Origin of the sequence: Sulfitobacter sp. 1A13353 (assembly GCF_043557255.1) — a bacterium.
In the GTDB taxonomy this organism is placed as follows: domain Bacteria; phylum Pseudomonadota; class Alphaproteobacteria; order Rhodobacterales; family Rhodobacteraceae; genus Sulfitobacter; species Sulfitobacter faviae.
In genome coordinates this window covers 193,004-209,264 of sequence record NZ_JBIFFS010000009.1, presented here as the reverse complement: position 1 = coordinate 209,264, position 16,261 = coordinate 193,004, and the positions used below count along the sequence as shown (strand labels likewise).

Below are 16,261 nucleotides of genomic sequence, written 5' to 3'. Positions count from 1 at the left end.
CTTGCGCGGCGTGGCGTGATATTAAACTGCGGCTTTCGTTTTGAAAAGGCACCGCCTGACAGGGAGTTAGGGCGGTTTGGCGAAAGTGAAGGCCGCAGCGCGAACCTTTCGCCCGTGTCGTGCGATGTGGCAGAACCGCCGCTTGTTGCGCGTGGCCCGAACGGTGGGTTGTCAGGCTGGCAAGACTTCCTTCTCACAGTCTCAGGCGACCCATAACGCGGAGAGCCCCGATGCCCGACACCTCTGAGCGCCTATCCCTGCCCTATTTGATGCCCGCACAGGCGCAAAAACATGTGACCCATAACGAAGCGCTGCAACGGCTCGATCTTCTGGTGCAGCTTGCAGTCGAAGGCTTTGACGCCAACACGCCGCCCGCCCTGCCGCAGGCGGGGGAGATTTACGCCCTCGGTGATGCGCCGACAGAGGTTTGGGCGGGTCATCCCGGTGAACTCGCCGCGTGGGTCGGAGAGACCTGGCAGTTCACCGCCCCGCAAGACGGCTGGGTCGCCTTAGATAAATCGACCGGGATTCTGCACCGTTGGGGGGCTGGGGCTTGGACCGAGGTCGCGCCTCCCGAGCTGGCGAACCTCCCCGGGCTGGGGGTTAATACGGATCATGACAGTGGCAATCGCTTGTCGGTCTCCTCCCCGGCGAGCCTGTTTACCCACGAAGGGGCGGGGCATCAGCTAAAGCTCAACAAGGCCAGCGCCGCCGATACCGCGAGCCTGCTGTTCCAAACCGATTGGTCTGGCCGTGCCGAGATGGGCACGGCGGGGCAGGATGATTTCGCCATCAAGGTCAGCGCCGATGGCAGCAGTTGGACCACCGCACTGGCCTTTGACGCAGCGAGCGGCATCGCTTCAGGCGCGGCGCTGACACAGGGCGTGGGTGATGCGACCGTAGGCCGTTTGCTGCGGGTCGGGGATTTCGGCATCGGCGCTGACGCAGGGCCGCTGGTGACGGACCTCGACACGCATGATCTTTCTGGCAGTTTTTCAAGCTATGGCGGCGCCCATGCGCAGGCGCCTGCCGGGGCCAACCCTTTCCCGGCCCTGAATGGGGTCTTCGGCCTGCTCTGCGGCAATAGCACCTTAGGCGGGCAGAGCGCCTATCTGTGGCAGATCGCCTTGGGGATCGACACGCCGGGTCTGGCCTTTCGTGTCCGGGCGACGGGGACATGGGGCGCGTGGCAGCCCATTTGGTCCGGCGCGAATACGACCGTGGATGCCAATGGGTTCATCAAGGAAGCCAGCCCGATCGTGCGCCTGTTCCGCGATGGCAGTGAAGAGCCTGCGGTGCCTTTGGGTGCAGGGTTCGAACGGATCGGGCTTGGCCATTACCGATTGTCGAATGTGCCGCCGCTCGCCAGCCGCGGTTGGCAGATCGAAGCGCCGCAGGATGCGAATGGCAATCGGCTGGTTCATGTCGCGTGCAGCTATGATGCGGGGACGCTCGATATCCGCACCCGCGAGGTGATCTGGCAGGACGGCTGGGCGGGCGGCGCGCCGCGGGATATTCCCGAAGGCCGCTGGGTCGACCTGCGGTTCGACATGGACTGAGGGGAAATGGCCGGGTGGCCGTTAAATGATGCCGCGCAACTGCTCGACCTCATAATTGCCACCGCATAGCAGAACGACAGAGGTCTGGCCCGCGTAGTTCCGCGGCCCTGCCAGATAGGCCGCCAGCGCCAAAGCGGCGGCCCCTTCGACCAGCAAGTTCTCTTCCCAAGCCAACACTTTTAACGCTTCGGCGATCTGATCCTCGTCGCAATGGACGATCTCGTCAATCACCGCGCTTGCGAGCGGCAGGGTCATCGAGCCAGCATCGACCCCGCCCGCCACGCCATCGGCCAGCGTGTCGAGATGTTCCGTTTCGACGATCTTGCCCGCTTTGATCGACGCGGCCAGCGCGCAGCTATTCGCGGCACTCACACCGATCACGCGGGTCTGCGGCGAGAATTCCTTGATCACCGATCCCATGCCCGAGATCAGCCCACCGCCGCCCATCGAGACGAAGACATTGTCGATGCCTTCGATCTGGTCGAGCAGTTCCAGCGCGGCGGTGCCCTGCCCCGCGATTACCTCGGCATCGTTGTAGGGTGAGATATAGGTATAGCCCTCTCCCTCAGCCAAACTCTGCGCATGCAGCTCTGAGACCGAGGCATCGGCCCCATGGATCACGACCCTCGTGCCGTAGCTTTCGATGATCTTGCGTTTCTTGGCGACGACGGTTTCGGGCAGCACCACGATCAACTCATGCCCCGTGGTCTGGGCCGCAAGCGAACAGGCGATGCCGTGGTTGCCGGAGGATGCGGTGATGACAGGCCGGTCGAGCGGCACCGTCGTCAGCTTTGCACTGGCGCCGCGCAGTTTGAATGACCCGGTATGTTGGAAGTTCTCGGTCTTGTAGAACAGCCGCGAGCCCTCTGCCATTGGCAAGCGGGAGGCGATCACCGGGGTGCGGTAAACCGCGCCCGCGATCTTGCGATGAACCACGCAGGAACGCGCGGCGCTTTGGGCGATCAGGTCTGAGGCTGACGGCATGATGGGCTCCATCTAGCTTGACTGTGCTGCACCGTGACGCGCGAGGAAAGCGGAGACACGCGCCAATCCGTCGCGCAAGTCCGCCGTCGAATTGGCGAAACCGATGCGCAGCCAGCCCTCCATGTCCATGGCGCTGCCGGGGGTGAAGAGGACGCCCTCTTCCTCCAGTAGCTGCGTGCAGAAATCGCGGGAGGGCAGCGGCAGGTCGTATTTCAGCAGCGCCGTGGTGCCCGCTTGCGGCTTCACCCATGAGATCAACGGCTCGGCCTCGACCCAATCCGACAGGATCGCGAGGTTCTCGCGGGTGATCCGATGCGCGCGGTCGAGGATCTGGGCGCGGTTTTCGAGGGCGAGGGCCGCGAAATACTCATCAATCCGCCCAACGGAGATCGTGTTGTAATCGCGGTGGATCATGATGTCTTCCAGCAGGGCCTTCGGCCCCGCGACCCAGCCCACGCGCAGCCCGGCCAGCGAATAGGCCTTGGACATCCCCGCCGTGCTGATGCCCCGCTCGTACAAATCGCAGATCGAGGCGGTATAGCCGTTCCCCGCCTGATCGGTGCCGCGATAGACCTCATCGCAGAGCACCCATGCGCCGCTGCCGCGCGCGATATCGGCAATCTCAGCCAGCATCGCGCGATCCATCAGCGCGCCGGTCGGGTTGTTGGGGTTGTTGGTGGCAATCATCCGCGTGTCGGGCCGCATCATCGCGCGCAGCTCGTCAAGGTCGGGCAGGAAGCCGTTCTCGGGGCGCAGATGCAGCAGTTCGACCTCGGCGCCGATGCTTTCGGGGATCGAGTAATGCTGCTGGTAGGTCGGCACGATGGCGATGACATGATCGCCGCGGCTAACCAGCGTCTGATGAACCAGCGCATTGGCCCCGATGGTGCCGTGGGTGGTCAGCACGTTCTCGCGGGACTGGGTCTCGTAGAGCCCCGTCACCGCGTCGCGCAGCCGGTCCGAGCCCTCGATCGCGCCATAGCCCATGCGCATGCCGCGCAACTCGCCCAGCACGGAATTGTCGACGCCCGCCATGTCGATCAGCTCACCCAAGGTGATCGAGTCCACGCAGGTCTCGGCGAGGTTGTAGCGGCAGTGGTTCTCGAATTCGTTCATCCACATCTCGACGCCGAAGGTCTTGATATGCATTGTTTTTCCTTTCGTGTCAGCTCTCAGTCAGCGCGGCGAAGAGCCGGCGGAGGAATTGCGGCGTGGCGGTCGGCGCGAGCCAGCGCATCACCGCGACGATTTCCTGCTCGGGCGCGATCCAGATCGTATGGCCGCCCGCGCCCTGCGCGCTGAAGGCGGTATCGGGCAGTTTCGGATCGGCTTCCGCCCCGCGGTTCAGCCACCACAGGAAGCCGTATTTGTCGAGCGTCGGCGTGGGCGTCAGGGACCGCTGCATCCAGTCCACGGGCAGAATTTGTTCGCCGTTCCACGCGCCGTTCTGGCAGATGAACTGGCCGAATTTTGCGTGATCCTCGGCAGAAATGAAAAGCCCGCCGCCCCAATGCCCGCCGCCGGTGACCGATTGCATCCGGGTGCCATCCACCTCGACCCATGAGGTCGAATAACCCTCCCATCGCCAGTCAGCGGAGGCCCCGATCGGATCAATGATCCTTTCGCGCAGCACCTCGGGCAAGGGCCGGCGGAAGCGCATCATCAGCGCATAGGCCAGCGCGTTCACCCGCACGTCGTTGTACTCATAGTGGCTGCCCGGTTCGCCGACCGCGCGCAGCTGCCCCTTGCGGCTGTTGTCGGCGCCGGGGCCGATTTGGCGGTAGTGGTCGACCTGATCGTCCTTGCCGAAAATCTCGCCCCGCCATTCGCTGTTCATCTGCAGCAGATGCCGCCAAGTGATGCGTCCGTTGTGATCGCCCGCGAAATGCGGCCCCGGCACGCTGTCGCCCACGGGCGCGTCGAGGTCATCGATCAGCCCGTCCTTCACCGCCAGCCCCGCCAGCACCGACAGGTAGCTCTTGGCGATGGAGAAGGTCATATCGGCGCGTGTCGTATCACCCCAATCGGCCACGCGCTGGCCGCGGTGCAGGATCACCCCGGCAGGGCCGCCGCGCGGTTTGACGGGGCCCACGATCTCGGTCCAAGGGCCGCTTTCGTTCCACTCGCGGTTGCCGACATAGGCTCCATCGGCATGGTACATCGAGCGGGGCCAGTCGGTCTCATGCGCTTGCGCATGGTCGACGACGGCTTGCAAGGCGGGGGTGGCGGCGAATGTCATGGGGGCTCCTCGGGGCTTCGGGCGAACATTTCCCAAGGGGGGCGGAATTGTAAACCGGTTAAATGTCTCCTGCGCCCTCAATCGCCGATGTCGGGATAGACCTGAGAGCGTTTGACCACGCCGTAGACAAAACTGGTGTCGATCGACCCGATGCCGCCGATGGGATGCAGCCGCGCGCGCACGAAGCGTTCATAGTCCTCGAGATCGCCCACCACGACGCGCAGCAGGTAGTCCGACAGCCCGCTCATCACGAAACATTCCAGCACCTCGGGGATCGCCTTGATCTGGTTCTCGAAGCGCTGCACCGTGCCCTCGTCGTGACCGTCCAGCGTCACGCGCACCATGACCGTCACCGGCAGCCCGTAGGCCTTGGCGTCGACCTCCACGCTGTAGCCGCGGATCGCGCCGTTTTTCTCCAGCGCGCGCAGACGCCGCAGGCAGGGCGAGGGCGACAGGCCAACTTCATCCGCCAGATCGAGGTTGGTCATCCGGCCATTGCGTTGCAGCGCGCGGATGATCCGGCGGTCGGTGGCGTCCAATCGGGGCGTTTGGGGCATGATATGCCAAATCTCCTTAAATTTGAGCATATATTAGCAACCAAATGCCTTTCAAGCCATCGGATCATGCCCTCAAATTCAGACAGGGGCCAGCCATGACCGAGAACCAGAAATCCTTTGCCACCCGCGCCATCCACCACGGCTATGACGCGCAGGACGAACAGGGCGCGCTGAACCCGCCCATCTACATGAGCTCGACCTTCACCTTCGAGACTGCCGAAGCCGGCGGCGACATGTTCGCGGGCGAGCGCGAAGGGCATTTCTACACCCGCATCAGCAACCCGACGCTGGACCATCTGGAAAAGCGCATCGCCAACCTCGAAGGGGCCGAGGCCGGGCTTGCCACCGCTTCGGGCATGGGGGCGATCACCTCGACGCTCTGGACCTTCCTGCAGGCGGGCGACGAGATCATCATCGACAAAACGCTTTATGGCTGCACCTTTGCTTTCATGACCCACGGGTTGCCGCGCTTTGGCGTCAAGGTGACGCTGGTCGACATGACCGAGCCTGCAAACCTCGCCGAGGTGATCAGCGACCAGACCAAGGTGGTCTATTTCGAGACCCCCGCGAACCCCAACAACCGGCTGGTGGACATCGCCGCCATCTCAGACATCGCGCATCGCGCGGGCGCCAAGGTGGTGGTCGACAACACCTATGCCACGCCGGTCATCACCCGGCCCATCGAACATGGCGCCGACATCGTGCTGCATTCGGCGACGAAGTTCCTTTCCGGCCATGGCGACGTGGTCGCGGGCCTCGTGGTGGGCAATGCCGAGGACATGATGCAGGTGCGGCTCGTGGGTCTGAAAGACATGACCGGCGCGGTGATGTCGCCGCTCACCGCCATGCTGCTGCTGCGCGGGATCAAGACGTTGGAGCTGCGCATGAAGCGTCACTGTGCCACCGCCGCCAAGGTCGCCGAGGCGCTGGAGCAGCACCCGGCGGTGCTGCATGTCGCCTACCCGGGGCTGGCAAGCTTCCCTCAGGCCGAGCTTGCGCGGCGGCAGATGGGCAACTTCGGCGGCATGATCCCCTTCGAGGTCAAGGGCGGCAAGGCGGGCGGCATCGCTTTCATGAACCGGCTGAACCTCATTCAGCGCGCGGTGAGCCTTGGCGATGCGGAGAGCCTGATCCAGCATCCCGCCAGCATGACCCATTCCACCTATTCCCCCGAGGAACGCGCCGAACACGGCATCGCCGAGGGGTTGGTGCGGCTTTCGGTCGGGCTGGAATCGGCGGAAGACATCATTGATGACCTTTACGCCGCGCTCGGGGCGCATAACATGCAAGCGGCCTGATCCGGCACGAACCGGACCAGTCGCGGGTGGTGTCGAGGAGGGCACCGCCCGAGGGATCCTCAGAATGAAAGACCTGCCATGACCGCTCTCGCCCCTGAACAGCTGAAGACCATCGAACAACGTCTCCTGTGGCTGTCGCACTGGATGATCCACAACGCGAACCACATTCGGCCCAAGGTCGACGGCATCAAAGTGGGCGGGCATCAGGCGTCTTCGGCCTCGATGGTGTCGATCATGACGGCGCTTTACTTCAGTGCCCTGCGGCCCGAGGACCGGGTGGCGGTAAAGCCGCATGCCTCGCCGATCTTCCATGCGATGCAATACCTGATGGGCAACCAGACCCGCGAGAAGATGGAGGATTTCCGCGGGTTCCAAGGCGTGCAGAGCTACCCCAGCCGCACCAAAGACGTGGATGACGTGGATTTCTCCACCGGGTCGGTCGGGCTTGGGGTGGCGGTGACCTCCTTCGCCTCGCTGGTGCAGGACTACATCACCGCGAAAGACTGGGGCGGGGACGTTGATCTGGGCCGCATGGTGGCGCTGGTCGGCGATGCCGAACTCGACGAGGGCAATATCTACGAGGCGCTGCAAGAGGGCTGGAAGAACGACCTGCGCAACACCTGGTGGATCATCGACTACAACCGCCAGTCGCTCGACGGGGTGGTGCGCGAGGGGCTGTTCAAACGCATCGAGCAGATTTTCGACGCCTTCGGCTGGGACGTGGTGAAGGTGAAATACGGCGCTTTGCAGCGCGCTGCCTTTGACGAGCCGGGCGGCGACAAGCTGCGCGACTGGATCGACAATTGCCCCAACCAGCTCTACTCGGCGCTGACCTATCAGGGTGGCGCGGTCTGGCGCGAGCGGCTGATGGAGGCGCTTGGCGATCAGGGTGATGTCACGGCGCTCATCGACGCGCGCAGCGATGACGAACTAGCCGAGCTGATGGAAAACCTCGGCGGCAACTGTGTTGAGACCATGGCCGAGACCTTCGCCGCCATCGACCACGACCGCCCGGTCTGCTTCCTCGCCTATACCATCAAGGGGTGGGGCACACCGATTGCGGGGCACAAGGACAACCACGGCGGTCTGATGACCAAAAGCCAGATGGCCGACTGGCAGAAACACATGGGCGTGGCCGAGGGGGAGGAATGGGAGCCTTTCGCCACCATCGAGAACCCGCAAGCGTTGCAAGCGGCACTCGACCGCGTGCCCTTCTTCGCCAAGGGCCGCCGCCGCTACAATGACACGACACTGCCGGTACCGCAGATCGAACTGTCGAGCGACCGCGAAATCTCCACGCAGATGGCCTTCGGCAAGATCCTCGACGATCTGTCGAAGGGCGACAGCGATCTCGCCTCCCGCATCGTGACCATGTCGCCGGACGTGACCGGCACCACGAACCTTGGGCCATGGGTGAACCGGCGCAAACTCTTCGCGCGCAGCGAACAGGCCGACACTTTCATCAACGAGAAGATCCCCTCCACCGCGAAATGGGAATTCACGCCCGAGGGCCAGCATATCGAGTTGGGCATCGCCGAAATGAACCTCTTTCTGCTTTTGGGCGCGGCGGGCCTGTCGCATTCGCTCTTCGGCAAACGGGTCATTCCCATCGGCACGGTCTACGACCCCTTCGTCGCGCGCGCCTTGGACGCGCTGAACTACGCCTGCTACCAAGACGCGCGCTTCATGATCGTCGGCACCCCCTCGGGCGTGACGTTGGCGCCCGAAGGCGGGGCGCATCAATCGATCGGCACGCCGCTCATCGGGATGAGCCAGGACGGGCTGGCGAGCTTTGAGCCGGCCTTCGCCGATGAGCTAGCCGTCATCATGCAATGGGCCTTCGACTACCTGCAACGCGACGGCGAAGGCGACCCGGACGAGCGCACTTGGCTGCGGGATGAGACCGGAGGTTCGGTCTATCTGAGGCTGACCACGAACCCCATCGAGCAGCCCGGCAAACGCGTCGACGAGGACTTCCGCCAAGGCGCCATCGACGGAGCCTATTGGTTGCGCAAGCCGGGGCCGAACTGCGATGTGGTGATCGCCTACCAAGGCGCCGTAGCACCCGAAGCGATCAAGGCCGCGGGTAGCATCGCCGAAGGCCGCCGCGACGTGGGTGTGTTGGCGGTGACCTCCGCCGACCGGCTGAATGCCGGCTGGACCGCGGCACAGCGCGCCCGGGCGCGCGGCAATCACGCGGCGCAGAGTCATATCGAAACGCTGTTAGGTCAGCTGCCGCGCGACTGCAAGCTGGTGACGGTGATCGACGGCCATCCGGCGACGCTGTCCTGGCTGGGCGCGGTCGTGGGCCATCAGACGGTGCCGCTCGGGGTCGAGCATTTTGGCCAGACCGGCACCATCGCCGACCTCTACCGGCATTTCGGCATCGACGCGCGCTCGATCGTGGAAAAGGTGCAGGGCCTGACCCCGGGCCGCCAGATGTTGCACCGGGTAGCGGGCTAAGGTTCGAAGGGGGGGGGGCAAACTGCCCCCCTCATCACCTGCCGAACTTGGCTTCCAGATAGGCCAGATAGGCCGTCGGGTCGTAGGCCCCGGCCCCGATCCCCGCGAGGATCTCGGCCCGGCTGCGCGACCGACCATGCTGCCAGACCAGATCGCCCAATGCCGCGTGAAGCGGCGCGTAGTCGCCCGCCGTCACGCCCGCGCGCACCTCGGGCTGCGTGGCATCCAGATGCGCCATGATCTGCGCGGCGGTCGAATTGCCCACGGTATAAGTCGGGAAGGAGCCGATGTAGCCGTGCGACCAATGCACGTCCTGCAGACAGCCCGCGCCGTTGTCCGGCACCTCCAGCCCCAGATCCTCGCGCATCGCCGCGTTCCACGCCTCGGGAACGTCGGCGACCTTCAGCGAGCCGTCCACCAGCGCCATCTCGATCTTCACCCGCAGCATGACATGCAGATCATAGGTCAGCTCGTCCGCCTCGACCCGGGTGAGGCCGGGGGAGACGCGGTTGATGGCGGCGACGAATTCCTCTTCGCTCACGTCGCCGAGCTGCTCGGGGAAGGTGTCGCGCAGGCGCCCGTAATGCACTGCCCAGAAGGCGGGCGACCGGCCGATGTGGTTTTCCAGCAGGCGCGACTGGCTTTCGTGCATCCCGAAACTGGTGCCCGCCACGGCATAGAGCCCGATCATGTCGGTCGCATGCGCCCCGCGCGTGAGCGCCGGATCGGCGCCCATCTCGTAGAGCGCATGGCCCGCCTCGTGGATCGTGCCGAAGATCGACATTGGCAGGTAGTTCGGGTTCCAGCGCGAGGTGATCCGCACGTCGTTGCGGGTCATGGAGATCTCGAAAGGATGCACCGCCGTATCGAGACGCCCGCGGTCCATGTCATAGCCCAGGGCCTCGGCGATATAGGCGCAGAAGGCCTGCTGGCCGGCGACGGGATAGTCGCGGAACAGGAAATCGCTGCGCGGCGCGGGCCGGGCAAACGCCGCGTCGAGGATCGGGCGGATGCCGTCGCGGAGCTGGTCGAAGAACCGGGTGAGCTGCACCGCGGTGGCGCCGGGCTCGAAAACATCGGCCATTGGATCGTAGGGGTGGCCGTCATGGCCGAGCGCCTCAGCCTTCTCGCGCGCCAGATCGACGATGCTTTGAAGATGCGGCTGGAACAGGGCGAAATCGCCGGTGCGGCGGGCCTCGGTCCAGGCGGCGCCGGCGGTGATCGATTGCTCGGCCTGTCGGCGCAGCAGGGCGGCGGGGATGCGGGCGTGATGGGTGCGCGCCTCCTGCACCGATTGCGCGGCGCGGCGCTCGATCTCGGGCGCGTCGCTCTTGAGCACGGCTTCGGCGGCCTTGCCCATCTCGGGGTCGAGGATCATCTCACGCGCGATGCCCATCAAGGTGGCGATCTGGTGGCCGCGCGTCTCGGCCCCGCCCTTGGGCATCATCACCCGCGCGTCCCAGTTCAGCAGGTTTACCGAGACGAGCACGTCGTTCAGCCGCCCCACGCGGTCGGTCAGGGTCAGGCTCATGCGGCGGCTCCTGTTTCGGCGCCGGTGCCCCCGTCATGCAGGTGGCAGGCGACGCTGCGGTTGTCTTTCGGGTTCACGAGGCGCGGCACCTCGGTTTTGCAGCGCGGCCCTGCAAGCGGGCAGCGCGGATGGAAAGCGCAGCCCTTGGGCGGGTTGATCGGCGAGGGGATCTCGCCTTTGATCGGGTGGAAGTGGGCGCGCCCGGTGCCGAGGGTCGGCACGGAGGCAAAGAGCGCCTCGGTATAAGGATGCAGCGGCTTGGCGTAGAGTTCATCCGCCGGCGCGGTCTCGACCACGCGGCCGAGGTACATGATCGCCACCCGGTCGCAAACGTGACGCACGACCGACAGGTCATGGCTGATGAACAGCGCCGTGAGGTCGAGCTCGCGCCGCAGCTTCATGAAGAGGTTCAACACCTGCGCCTGGATGGAGACGTCGAGCGAGGCCACGGCTTCGTCCAGCACCAGAAGCTCGGGCTGCATGGCGAGCGCGCGGGCGATGGCGACGCGCTGGCGCTGCCCGCCGGAGAACTGGTGCGGCAGGCGGTTGGCATAGGCGCCCTCCAGGCCGACCTGCTCCAGCAGGCTGCGCACCCGTTCCTGCACCTCACGCGCCGGGATCAGCCCGTGGATGCGCGGGCCTTCTGCGATTATTTCGCCCACCTTCATGCGGGGGTTGAGGCTCGCGAAAGGGTCCTGGTGGATCATCTGCACGCGGGTCGTGAGCTTGTCGACATTGCCGCGATGGTCGCGCGCCACCGGCTGGCCTTCGAGCGTCACCGTGCCCTCACTCGGCGCATAGATGCCCGAGACGACGCGCCCCAAGGTGGACTTGCCGCAGCCGCTCTCACCGACGATGCCCAGCACCTCGCCGCGCGGAACGCTTAAATTGACGTCGTTCACGGCATGGACGGTCTGGGTGGAGTCGCGCCCCGACAGGCGGTCCAGCCCCCGGACCACCAGCCCCGGCTTGCGGGTGAACCGTTTGGAGACGCCCTCGATTTTCAGAATGGGATCGGTCATGTCGCCTCGATCGGATGGTGGCACAGGACGGAATGTGCCTCGGTTCCAGTGTTGGGTGGGAGCGTCGCGCAGATGTCCGTGGCGCGCGGGCAGCGTGGGCGGAACGGGCAGCCCGAGGGCAGGTTCGCGAGCTGCGGGGTCGAGCCCGGGATCTGCGGCAGGTCGCGGCCCGGTTCGTGCAGGCCGGGGACCGAGTCGATCAACCCGCGCGTATAGGGGTGACGCGGGTGAGCGATAACCTCCTCCGCCGTGCCGCTTTCGACGATCCGACCCGCGTACATCACCGCGATATCGTCGGCGAGCGAAGAGACCACGGCGAGGTCATGGGTGACCCAGACGATGGCGGTGCCGGTCTCATCCGCCAGACGCCGCACTTCGGCAAGGATCTGACCTTGGATCGAGACGTCGAGCGCGGTGGTCGGCTCATCGGCGAGGATCACGGCAGGCCGGTGCAGCAGGGCCGTGGCAATCGCCACGCGCTGACGCATGCCGCCAGAGAGCTGGTGCGGATAGGCTTGCAGCCGCTCGGCGGGGGCCGGGATGCCGACGATCTCAAGCGCCTCGCGGGCCCGCTCCCATGCGGCGGCCTTGCTGACCTTGTCGTGCACGCGCACCGCCATGGCCATCTGGTCGCCCACCCGCAGCACCGGGTTGAGGGTCATCATCGGGTCCTGAAACACCATCGAGATGTTGCGGCCGCGCATTTGGCGTCGGCCCTCGGCGCTGAGGCTGCGCATATCGGTGCCCTGCACCAGAACCTCGCCTGCGGTGATCCGGCCGGGTGCGTGGATGAGCCCCATGATCGAAAACCCGGTGACGCTCTTGCCCGAGCCGCTTTCTCCCACCAGCCCGAGGATGCGCCCCGGCTGGACCGAAAAGCTCACGTCATTGACGGCGGTGACGGCCCCCTTGCGGGTGCTGAATTGCGTGGTCAGTCCCCTGACCTCCAGTGCGGCGCTCATCGGCTGTTCCTCGGGTCGAGCACCTTGCGGACCTGATCGCCCACGAGGTTGATTGCGACAACGGTCACCATCAGTGCCAATCCGGGATAGATCGACAGCCAGTAGCGGTCCGAATGGATGTATTTGAACCCGTTGGAGATCAGCGATCCCAACGAAGGTTCAGTGAGCGGCAGGCCCACGCCGAGGAAGGACAGCGTCGCCTCCAGCGCGATCGCGCTCGCCACCTGCACCGTCGCCACGACGATGAGCGGCGGCAGCACGTTGGGCAGCAGGTGCCGGAACAGCACCCGGCGGGTCGGCAGCGGGGTGGAGCGCGCGGCCTCGATATAGTCCTTGCCGCGTTCGACCTTGGCCGCGCCATGGGTGGTGCGCGCGAAATAGGCATATTGCGCGACAACGAGGGCGAGGATGATCTGACCGATCCCCTGCCCCAGCATCGCCACCAGCACCAATGCCAACAGGATCGCGGGCATCGACAGTTGCAGATCGACGATCCGCATCAAGAGCGCCTCGATCCGACCTCCGAAATAGGCCGCCGTGAGACCCACGGCGATGCCCACCAGCAGCGCCAGCGCTCCCGCCGACAGGCCGATCACGAAGCTGGTGCGCAGCCCGTAGAAGATGGCCGAGAGCATGTCGCGGCCCGCGTTGTCGGTGCCCAGCAGATGGACGTAGCCGCCCGATCCTTCGGTGCCCGGGCGCAGGAAGGCGTCGAGCCAATCGAGCGCGGCCATGTCATAGGGGTCCTGCGGCGAGACCAGCGGCGCGCCGAAGGAGAGGAACAGAAGCAAGGCAATCACGGTGAGCGCGCCCACGGCGACCCAGCTTTCGCGGAAGTCCGACCAGAAGTTGCGCAGCCGCTCGGCGCGCGTCTCCACCGGCGGGGCCGAGGGCACGGCCATGGTGTTTTCAGCGACGATCTCGGGCATCATGCGCCTCCTTTCAGGCGGACCCGCGGGTCCAGACGGGCGTAGACCAGATCAACCACGAGGTTGATGAGGACAAAGAGGATCACGACCATGATAAGGTAAGAGACCATCACCGGCCGGTCGAGTTGCAGGATCGAGTCGATGATCAGCTTGCCAACGCCGGGCCAGTTGAACACGCTCTCGGTCACCACCGCGAAGGCCAGCGTCGAGCCGAGCTCGAGCCCCAGCACCGTGACGATTGGGATCGAGATGTTGCGCAGGATGTGGCGGAATACGATCTGCCGGTCCGGCAGACCCTGCGCGCGGGCGAACTTGACGTAATCGGTGCCCATGGCCTCGACCATGCCGGCGCGGGTGAGGCGGATCATCAGGCCCATCTTGAACAGCGACAGGTTGATCGCGGGCATGATGACATGGCTCCAGCCATCGGGGGTGAAAAGCGAGGAGGTGATGCCGAAGACCGTCGCCTCGTCGCCGCGCCCGCCCGAGGGCAGCCAGCCAAGCTCGACGGCGAAGCCCATGATCAGCAACATGCCGATCCAGAAGGTCGGCACCGAGAAGCCCAGAACCGACAGCGCCATGATCATCTTGGCGCCAAGGCTCTCGGGACGGTAACCGGCCCAGAGACCGGCGGGAATGCCCACACCCACGGCGATCAGCACCGAGACAAGCACCAGCTCCAGCGTTGCCGGAAAGCGGGAGAACACAAGGTCGACGACAGGGATGTTATAGACCATCGAGTTGCCCAGATCGCCCTGGGCCACGTTCTGGAGGAAGGTCCAGTACTGCACGACCAGCGGTTGATCGAGCCCGTATTGCTCGATCAGCTTCTGGCGGATCTCGGCGGTGGCGCCCGGATCGATCATCACGTCGATCGGATTGCCGATGGCAAAGACGCCGACAAAGACGATCACCGACATGGCAAAGACCACGACAACCGCCTGTGCCAACCGGGTTACAAAATAGCTGAGCATTCGACCTCGCCCATCAGACTTGGAAAATAGAGGCGCCCGCCGGCAAGCAGCGGGCGCCCGGTGCGTTATGCCGCCTTATTCGACCGGGGTGATCGCATAGGCGCGGGTTTCCTGATCGACGCGGGGCGTCATCTCGATGGTGTCGGCATTAGCCGCCCAGACGGTCTGCAAGATCACCGTCGGGATCAGCGCGCGGTCTTCCATCGCGATGAAGGAGGCCTCTTCATAGAGCTTCTTGCGCGCTTCCGGGTCGAGGGTCTGGGCGCCTTCGCCGAAGACCTTGTCGAACTCGGGGTTGGAATAGCCCGCGCGGTTGAAGTTGCCGAAGCCCTTCTCGGGGTCCTTTGTGTGCACCAGCGCGCCGTAGGTATAGGCGGCCTCGCCGGTGAGCGTGCCCCAAGCGGACATGGTCATGGTGTATTCCTCACGCGCGGCGGCGGGGAAGAAGACGGTGCCGTTCAGCGCCTGTGCGTTCACCTTAAGACCCAGACGCGACCACATCTGTGCCAGCGCCTCGCAGACCACGGCATCGCCGGGCACGCGGTTATTGGTGCAGGTGAAATCGATCTCGAAACCCTCGGGGTAGCCGGCCTGGGCCAGCAGTTCCTTGGCTTTCTCGATGTCATATTCGCGCTCGCCCAGTTCCGGGCTGTAGCCAAAGAAACCTTCGGGCATCAGCTGGTTGGCGGGCGTGCCCAGACCTTCGAGCACCACGTTCACGAGCACGTCGCGGTTGATCGCCAGGTCCAGCGCCTTGCGCACGCGCAGATCCTGCAGCGGATTGCCCTCGACCTCTTCGCCGTTGACCTTGATCGGCTGCGGCTCTTCGTCCTTCACCGACGGTGCGATGTTGAGGATATAGACCGAGTCAGACACGAATGTTTCGATGTCGCCATCGTTCTTCATGGCGAGGTAGTCGGATGCGGGCACGTAGTTGATGAGGTCAACCTCACCCGAACGCAGTGCCGCAACGCGCGAAGTGTCCTCGGGGATCTCGCGACGGGTGACGGTTTCCCAAGCGGCCTGACCGCCCCAGTAGTCGTCGAAACGCTCGAGCACCAGATCGCCCTTGGGCTGCCAAGAGACGAAGGTGTAGGGACCGGTGCCGATCGCCTTCTCGCCCGAGTTGAACTCATCGTTACCCGCTTCCATGCCAGTCTCAGAGGGCACGACGAAGAGACGGGTGAAGTCGTTCGGCAGCGAAGGCGCCATGCCCTTGGTCTTCACGCGCAGAGTATAGTCGTCGACCACTTCGACGCTGTCGACATACTTGGTGTAGAGGGTCATCGGCATCGGGCCGGTCACCTGCGGGATGCGCTCGATCGAGAATTTCGCGTCCTCGGCGGTGAAGTCGGTGCCATCATGGAATTTCACGCCTTCGCGCATCTTGAATTCCCATGTGGTGTCGTCGATCGGCTCCCAGCTGACGGCGAGGCCGGGCTTCAACTGCAGCTTCTCGTCGACGTCGACCAGCGTGTCGAAGACATGGCGCAGGGCTTCGGCTTGCGAGCCCAAGGTCGACCAATGCGGGTCAATCGAATCCGGGCCGGCGCGCAGGCCGATCACCAGATCGGCGGCCATCGCTGCTGGCGCGGCAGCGATCAGCGCCAGTGCGGCGACGGCGGATTTCAGGGTAAGCTTCTTCATTGGTCAAAACCTCCATGTGTTATATCTTGCAGTTACACTAGACAGCTATAATTGTGACGGTCAACACAAATATGTAACATTGCAATCTTTTCCTGC

The 16,261-nt window shown here is 64.7% G+C and carries 14 protein-coding genes; 4 read left to right on the top strand and 10 right to left on the bottom strand.

Annotated elements, in window-relative coordinates:
• Together ACGYLO_RS20190 and ACGYLO_RS20185 are read left to right on the top strand one after the other, a co-directional pair.
• Positions 1–216, top strand: a 216-nt coding sequence (locus tag ACGYLO_RS20190) for a hypothetical protein (RefSeq protein ID WP_394377245.1), incomplete at its 5' end; no start/stop codon positions are given.
• 14 nt (positions 217–230) lie between these two features.
• Positions 231–1,559, top strand: coding sequence for a DUF2793 domain-containing protein (locus tag ACGYLO_RS20185; RefSeq protein WP_271690314.1), 1,329 nt, complete (start codon positions 231–233; stop codon positions 1,557–1,559).
• A gap of 21 nt (positions 1,560–1,580) precedes the next feature.
• On the opposite strand, the gene ACGYLO_RS20180 is transcribed toward ACGYLO_RS20185, so the two are convergent.
• The 4 genes from ACGYLO_RS20180 to ACGYLO_RS20165 all read right to left on the bottom strand — a co-directional run bounded on the left by ACGYLO_RS20180 (position 1,581) and on the right by ACGYLO_RS20165 (position 5,339).
• Positions 1,581–2,543: a pyridoxal-phosphate dependent enzyme gene (locus ACGYLO_RS20180; RefSeq protein WP_271690313.1), complete on the bottom strand. Its 963-nt coding sequence runs from the start codon at positions 2,541–2,543 to the stop codon at positions 1,581–1,583.
• 12 nt (positions 2,544–2,555) lie between these two features.
• Positions 2,556–3,692, bottom strand: a complete 1,137-nt coding sequence (locus tag ACGYLO_RS20175; protein WP_394377244.1) for an aminotransferase — start codon at positions 3,690–3,692, stop codon at positions 2,556–2,558.
• Positions 3,693–3,708: 16 nt separating this feature from the next.
• Positions 3,709–4,782: a serine hydrolase gene (locus tag ACGYLO_RS20170; protein WP_271690311.1), complete on the bottom strand. Its 1,074-nt coding sequence runs from the start codon at positions 4,780–4,782 to the stop codon at positions 3,709–3,711.
• Positions 4,783–4,859: 77 nt separating this feature from the next.
• A complete protein-coding gene (locus ACGYLO_RS20165; RefSeq protein WP_271690310.1) occupies positions 4,860–5,339 on the bottom strand; it encodes an Lrp/AsnC family transcriptional regulator in 480 nt (159 codons plus the stop codon).
• A gap of 95 nt (positions 5,340–5,434) precedes the next feature.
• On the opposite strand from ACGYLO_RS20165, the gene ACGYLO_RS20160 reads away from it, so the two are divergent.
• Complete coding sequence (locus tag ACGYLO_RS20160; RefSeq protein WP_271690309.1) at positions 5,435–6,637, top strand: methionine gamma-lyase; 1,203 nt, start codon at positions 5,435–5,437, stop codon at positions 6,635–6,637.
• 78 nt (positions 6,638–6,715) lie between these two features.
• A complete protein-coding gene (locus ACGYLO_RS20155; protein WP_271690308.1) occupies positions 6,716–9,100 on the top strand; it encodes a 1-deoxy-D-xylulose-5-phosphate synthase N-terminal domain-containing protein in 2,385 nt (794 codons plus the stop codon).
• Positions 9,101–9,134: 34 nt separating this feature from the next.
• Here the strand turns inward: ACGYLO_RS20155 and ACGYLO_RS20150 are convergent, their stop codons facing one another.
• From ACGYLO_RS20150 to ACGYLO_RS20125, 6 genes are all read right to left on the bottom strand, one after another.
• On the bottom strand, positions 9,135–10,631 hold the full coding sequence (locus tag ACGYLO_RS20150) for a carboxypeptidase M32 (protein ID WP_271690307.1): 1,497 nt from the start codon (positions 10,629–10,631) through the stop codon (positions 9,135–9,137).
• Positions 10,628–11,653: an ABC transporter ATP-binding protein gene (locus ACGYLO_RS20145; RefSeq protein WP_271690306.1), complete on the bottom strand. Its 1,026-nt coding sequence runs from the start codon at positions 11,651–11,653 to the stop codon at positions 10,628–10,630. The genes ACGYLO_RS20150 and ACGYLO_RS20145 overlap by 4 nt, the downstream gene beginning before the upstream one ends.
• Complete coding sequence (locus ACGYLO_RS20140; protein WP_271690305.1) at positions 11,650–12,615, bottom strand: ABC transporter ATP-binding protein; 966 nt, start codon at positions 12,613–12,615, stop codon at positions 11,650–11,652. Before ACGYLO_RS20140 ends, ACGYLO_RS20145 begins: the two co-directional genes overlap by 4 nt.
• Positions 12,612–13,544 (bottom strand): ABC transporter permease, encoded by a 933-nt coding sequence (locus tag ACGYLO_RS20135; protein ID WP_276154483.1) that lies wholly within the window; start codon positions 13,542–13,544, stop codon positions 12,612–12,614. The genes ACGYLO_RS20140 and ACGYLO_RS20135 overlap by 4 nt, the downstream gene beginning before the upstream one ends.
• The gene (locus ACGYLO_RS20130) at positions 13,544–14,518 is read right to left on the bottom strand and encodes an ABC transporter permease (RefSeq protein WP_271690304.1); all 975 of its coding nucleotides are present in this window, start codon (positions 14,516–14,518) and stop codon (positions 13,544–13,546) included. Before ACGYLO_RS20130 ends, ACGYLO_RS20135 begins: the two co-directional genes overlap by 1 nt.
• Positions 14,519–14,593: 75 nt before the next feature.
• Positions 14,594–16,165, bottom strand: coding sequence for an ABC transporter substrate-binding protein (locus ACGYLO_RS20125; protein WP_394377243.1), 1,572 nt, complete (start codon positions 16,163–16,165; stop codon positions 14,594–14,596).
• Between the last annotated feature and the right edge of the window lie 96 nt (positions 16,166–16,261).

What these genes read in the sequence shown, in the direction of transcription:
- ACGYLO_RS20185 (WP_271690314.1), top strand. Translation starts at nt 231, where the DNA reads ATGCCCGACACCTCTGAGCGCCTATCCCTGCCCTATTTGATGCCCGCA.
- ACGYLO_RS20180 (WP_271690313.1), bottom strand. Translation starts at nt 2,543, where the DNA reads ATGCCGTCAGCCTCAGACCTGATCGCCCAAAGCGCCGCGCGTTCCTGC.
- ACGYLO_RS20175 (WP_394377244.1), bottom strand. Translation starts at nt 3,692, where the DNA reads ATGCATATCAAGACCTTCGGCGTCGAGATGTGGATGAACGAATTCGAG.
- ACGYLO_RS20170 (WP_271690311.1), bottom strand. Translation starts at nt 4,782, where the DNA reads ATGACATTCGCCGCCACCCCCGCCTTGCAAGCCGTCGTCGACCATGCG.
- ACGYLO_RS20165 (WP_271690310.1), bottom strand. Translation starts at nt 5,339, where the DNA reads ATGCCCCAAACGCCCCGATTGGACGCCACCGACCGCCGGATCATCCGC.
- ACGYLO_RS20160 (WP_271690309.1), top strand. Translation starts at nt 5,435, where the DNA reads ATGACCGAGAACCAGAAATCCTTTGCCACCCGCGCCATCCACCACGGC.
- ACGYLO_RS20155 (WP_271690308.1), top strand. Translation starts at nt 6,716, where the DNA reads ATGACCGCTCTCGCCCCTGAACAGCTGAAGACCATCGAACAACGTCTC.
- ACGYLO_RS20150 (WP_271690307.1), bottom strand. Translation starts at nt 10,631, where the DNA reads ATGAGCCTGACCCTGACCGACCGCGTGGGGCGGCTGAACGACGTGCTC.
- ACGYLO_RS20145 (WP_271690306.1), bottom strand. Translation starts at nt 11,653, where the DNA reads ATGACCGATCCCATTCTGAAAATCGAGGGCGTCTCCAAACGGTTCACC.
- ACGYLO_RS20140 (WP_271690305.1), bottom strand. Translation starts at nt 12,615, where the DNA reads ATGAGCGCCGCACTGGAGGTCAGGGGACTGACCACGCAATTCAGCACC.
- ACGYLO_RS20135 (WP_276154483.1), bottom strand. Translation starts at nt 13,544, where the DNA reads ATGCCCGAGATCGTCGCTGAAAACACCATGGCCGTGCCCTCGGCCCCG.
- ACGYLO_RS20130 (WP_271690304.1), bottom strand. Translation starts at nt 14,518, where the DNA reads ATGCTCAGCTATTTTGTAACCCGGTTGGCACAGGCGGTTGTCGTGGTC.
- ACGYLO_RS20125 (WP_394377243.1), bottom strand. Translation starts at nt 16,165, where the DNA reads ATGAAGAAGCTTACCCTGAAATCCGCCGTCGCCGCACTGGCGCTGATC.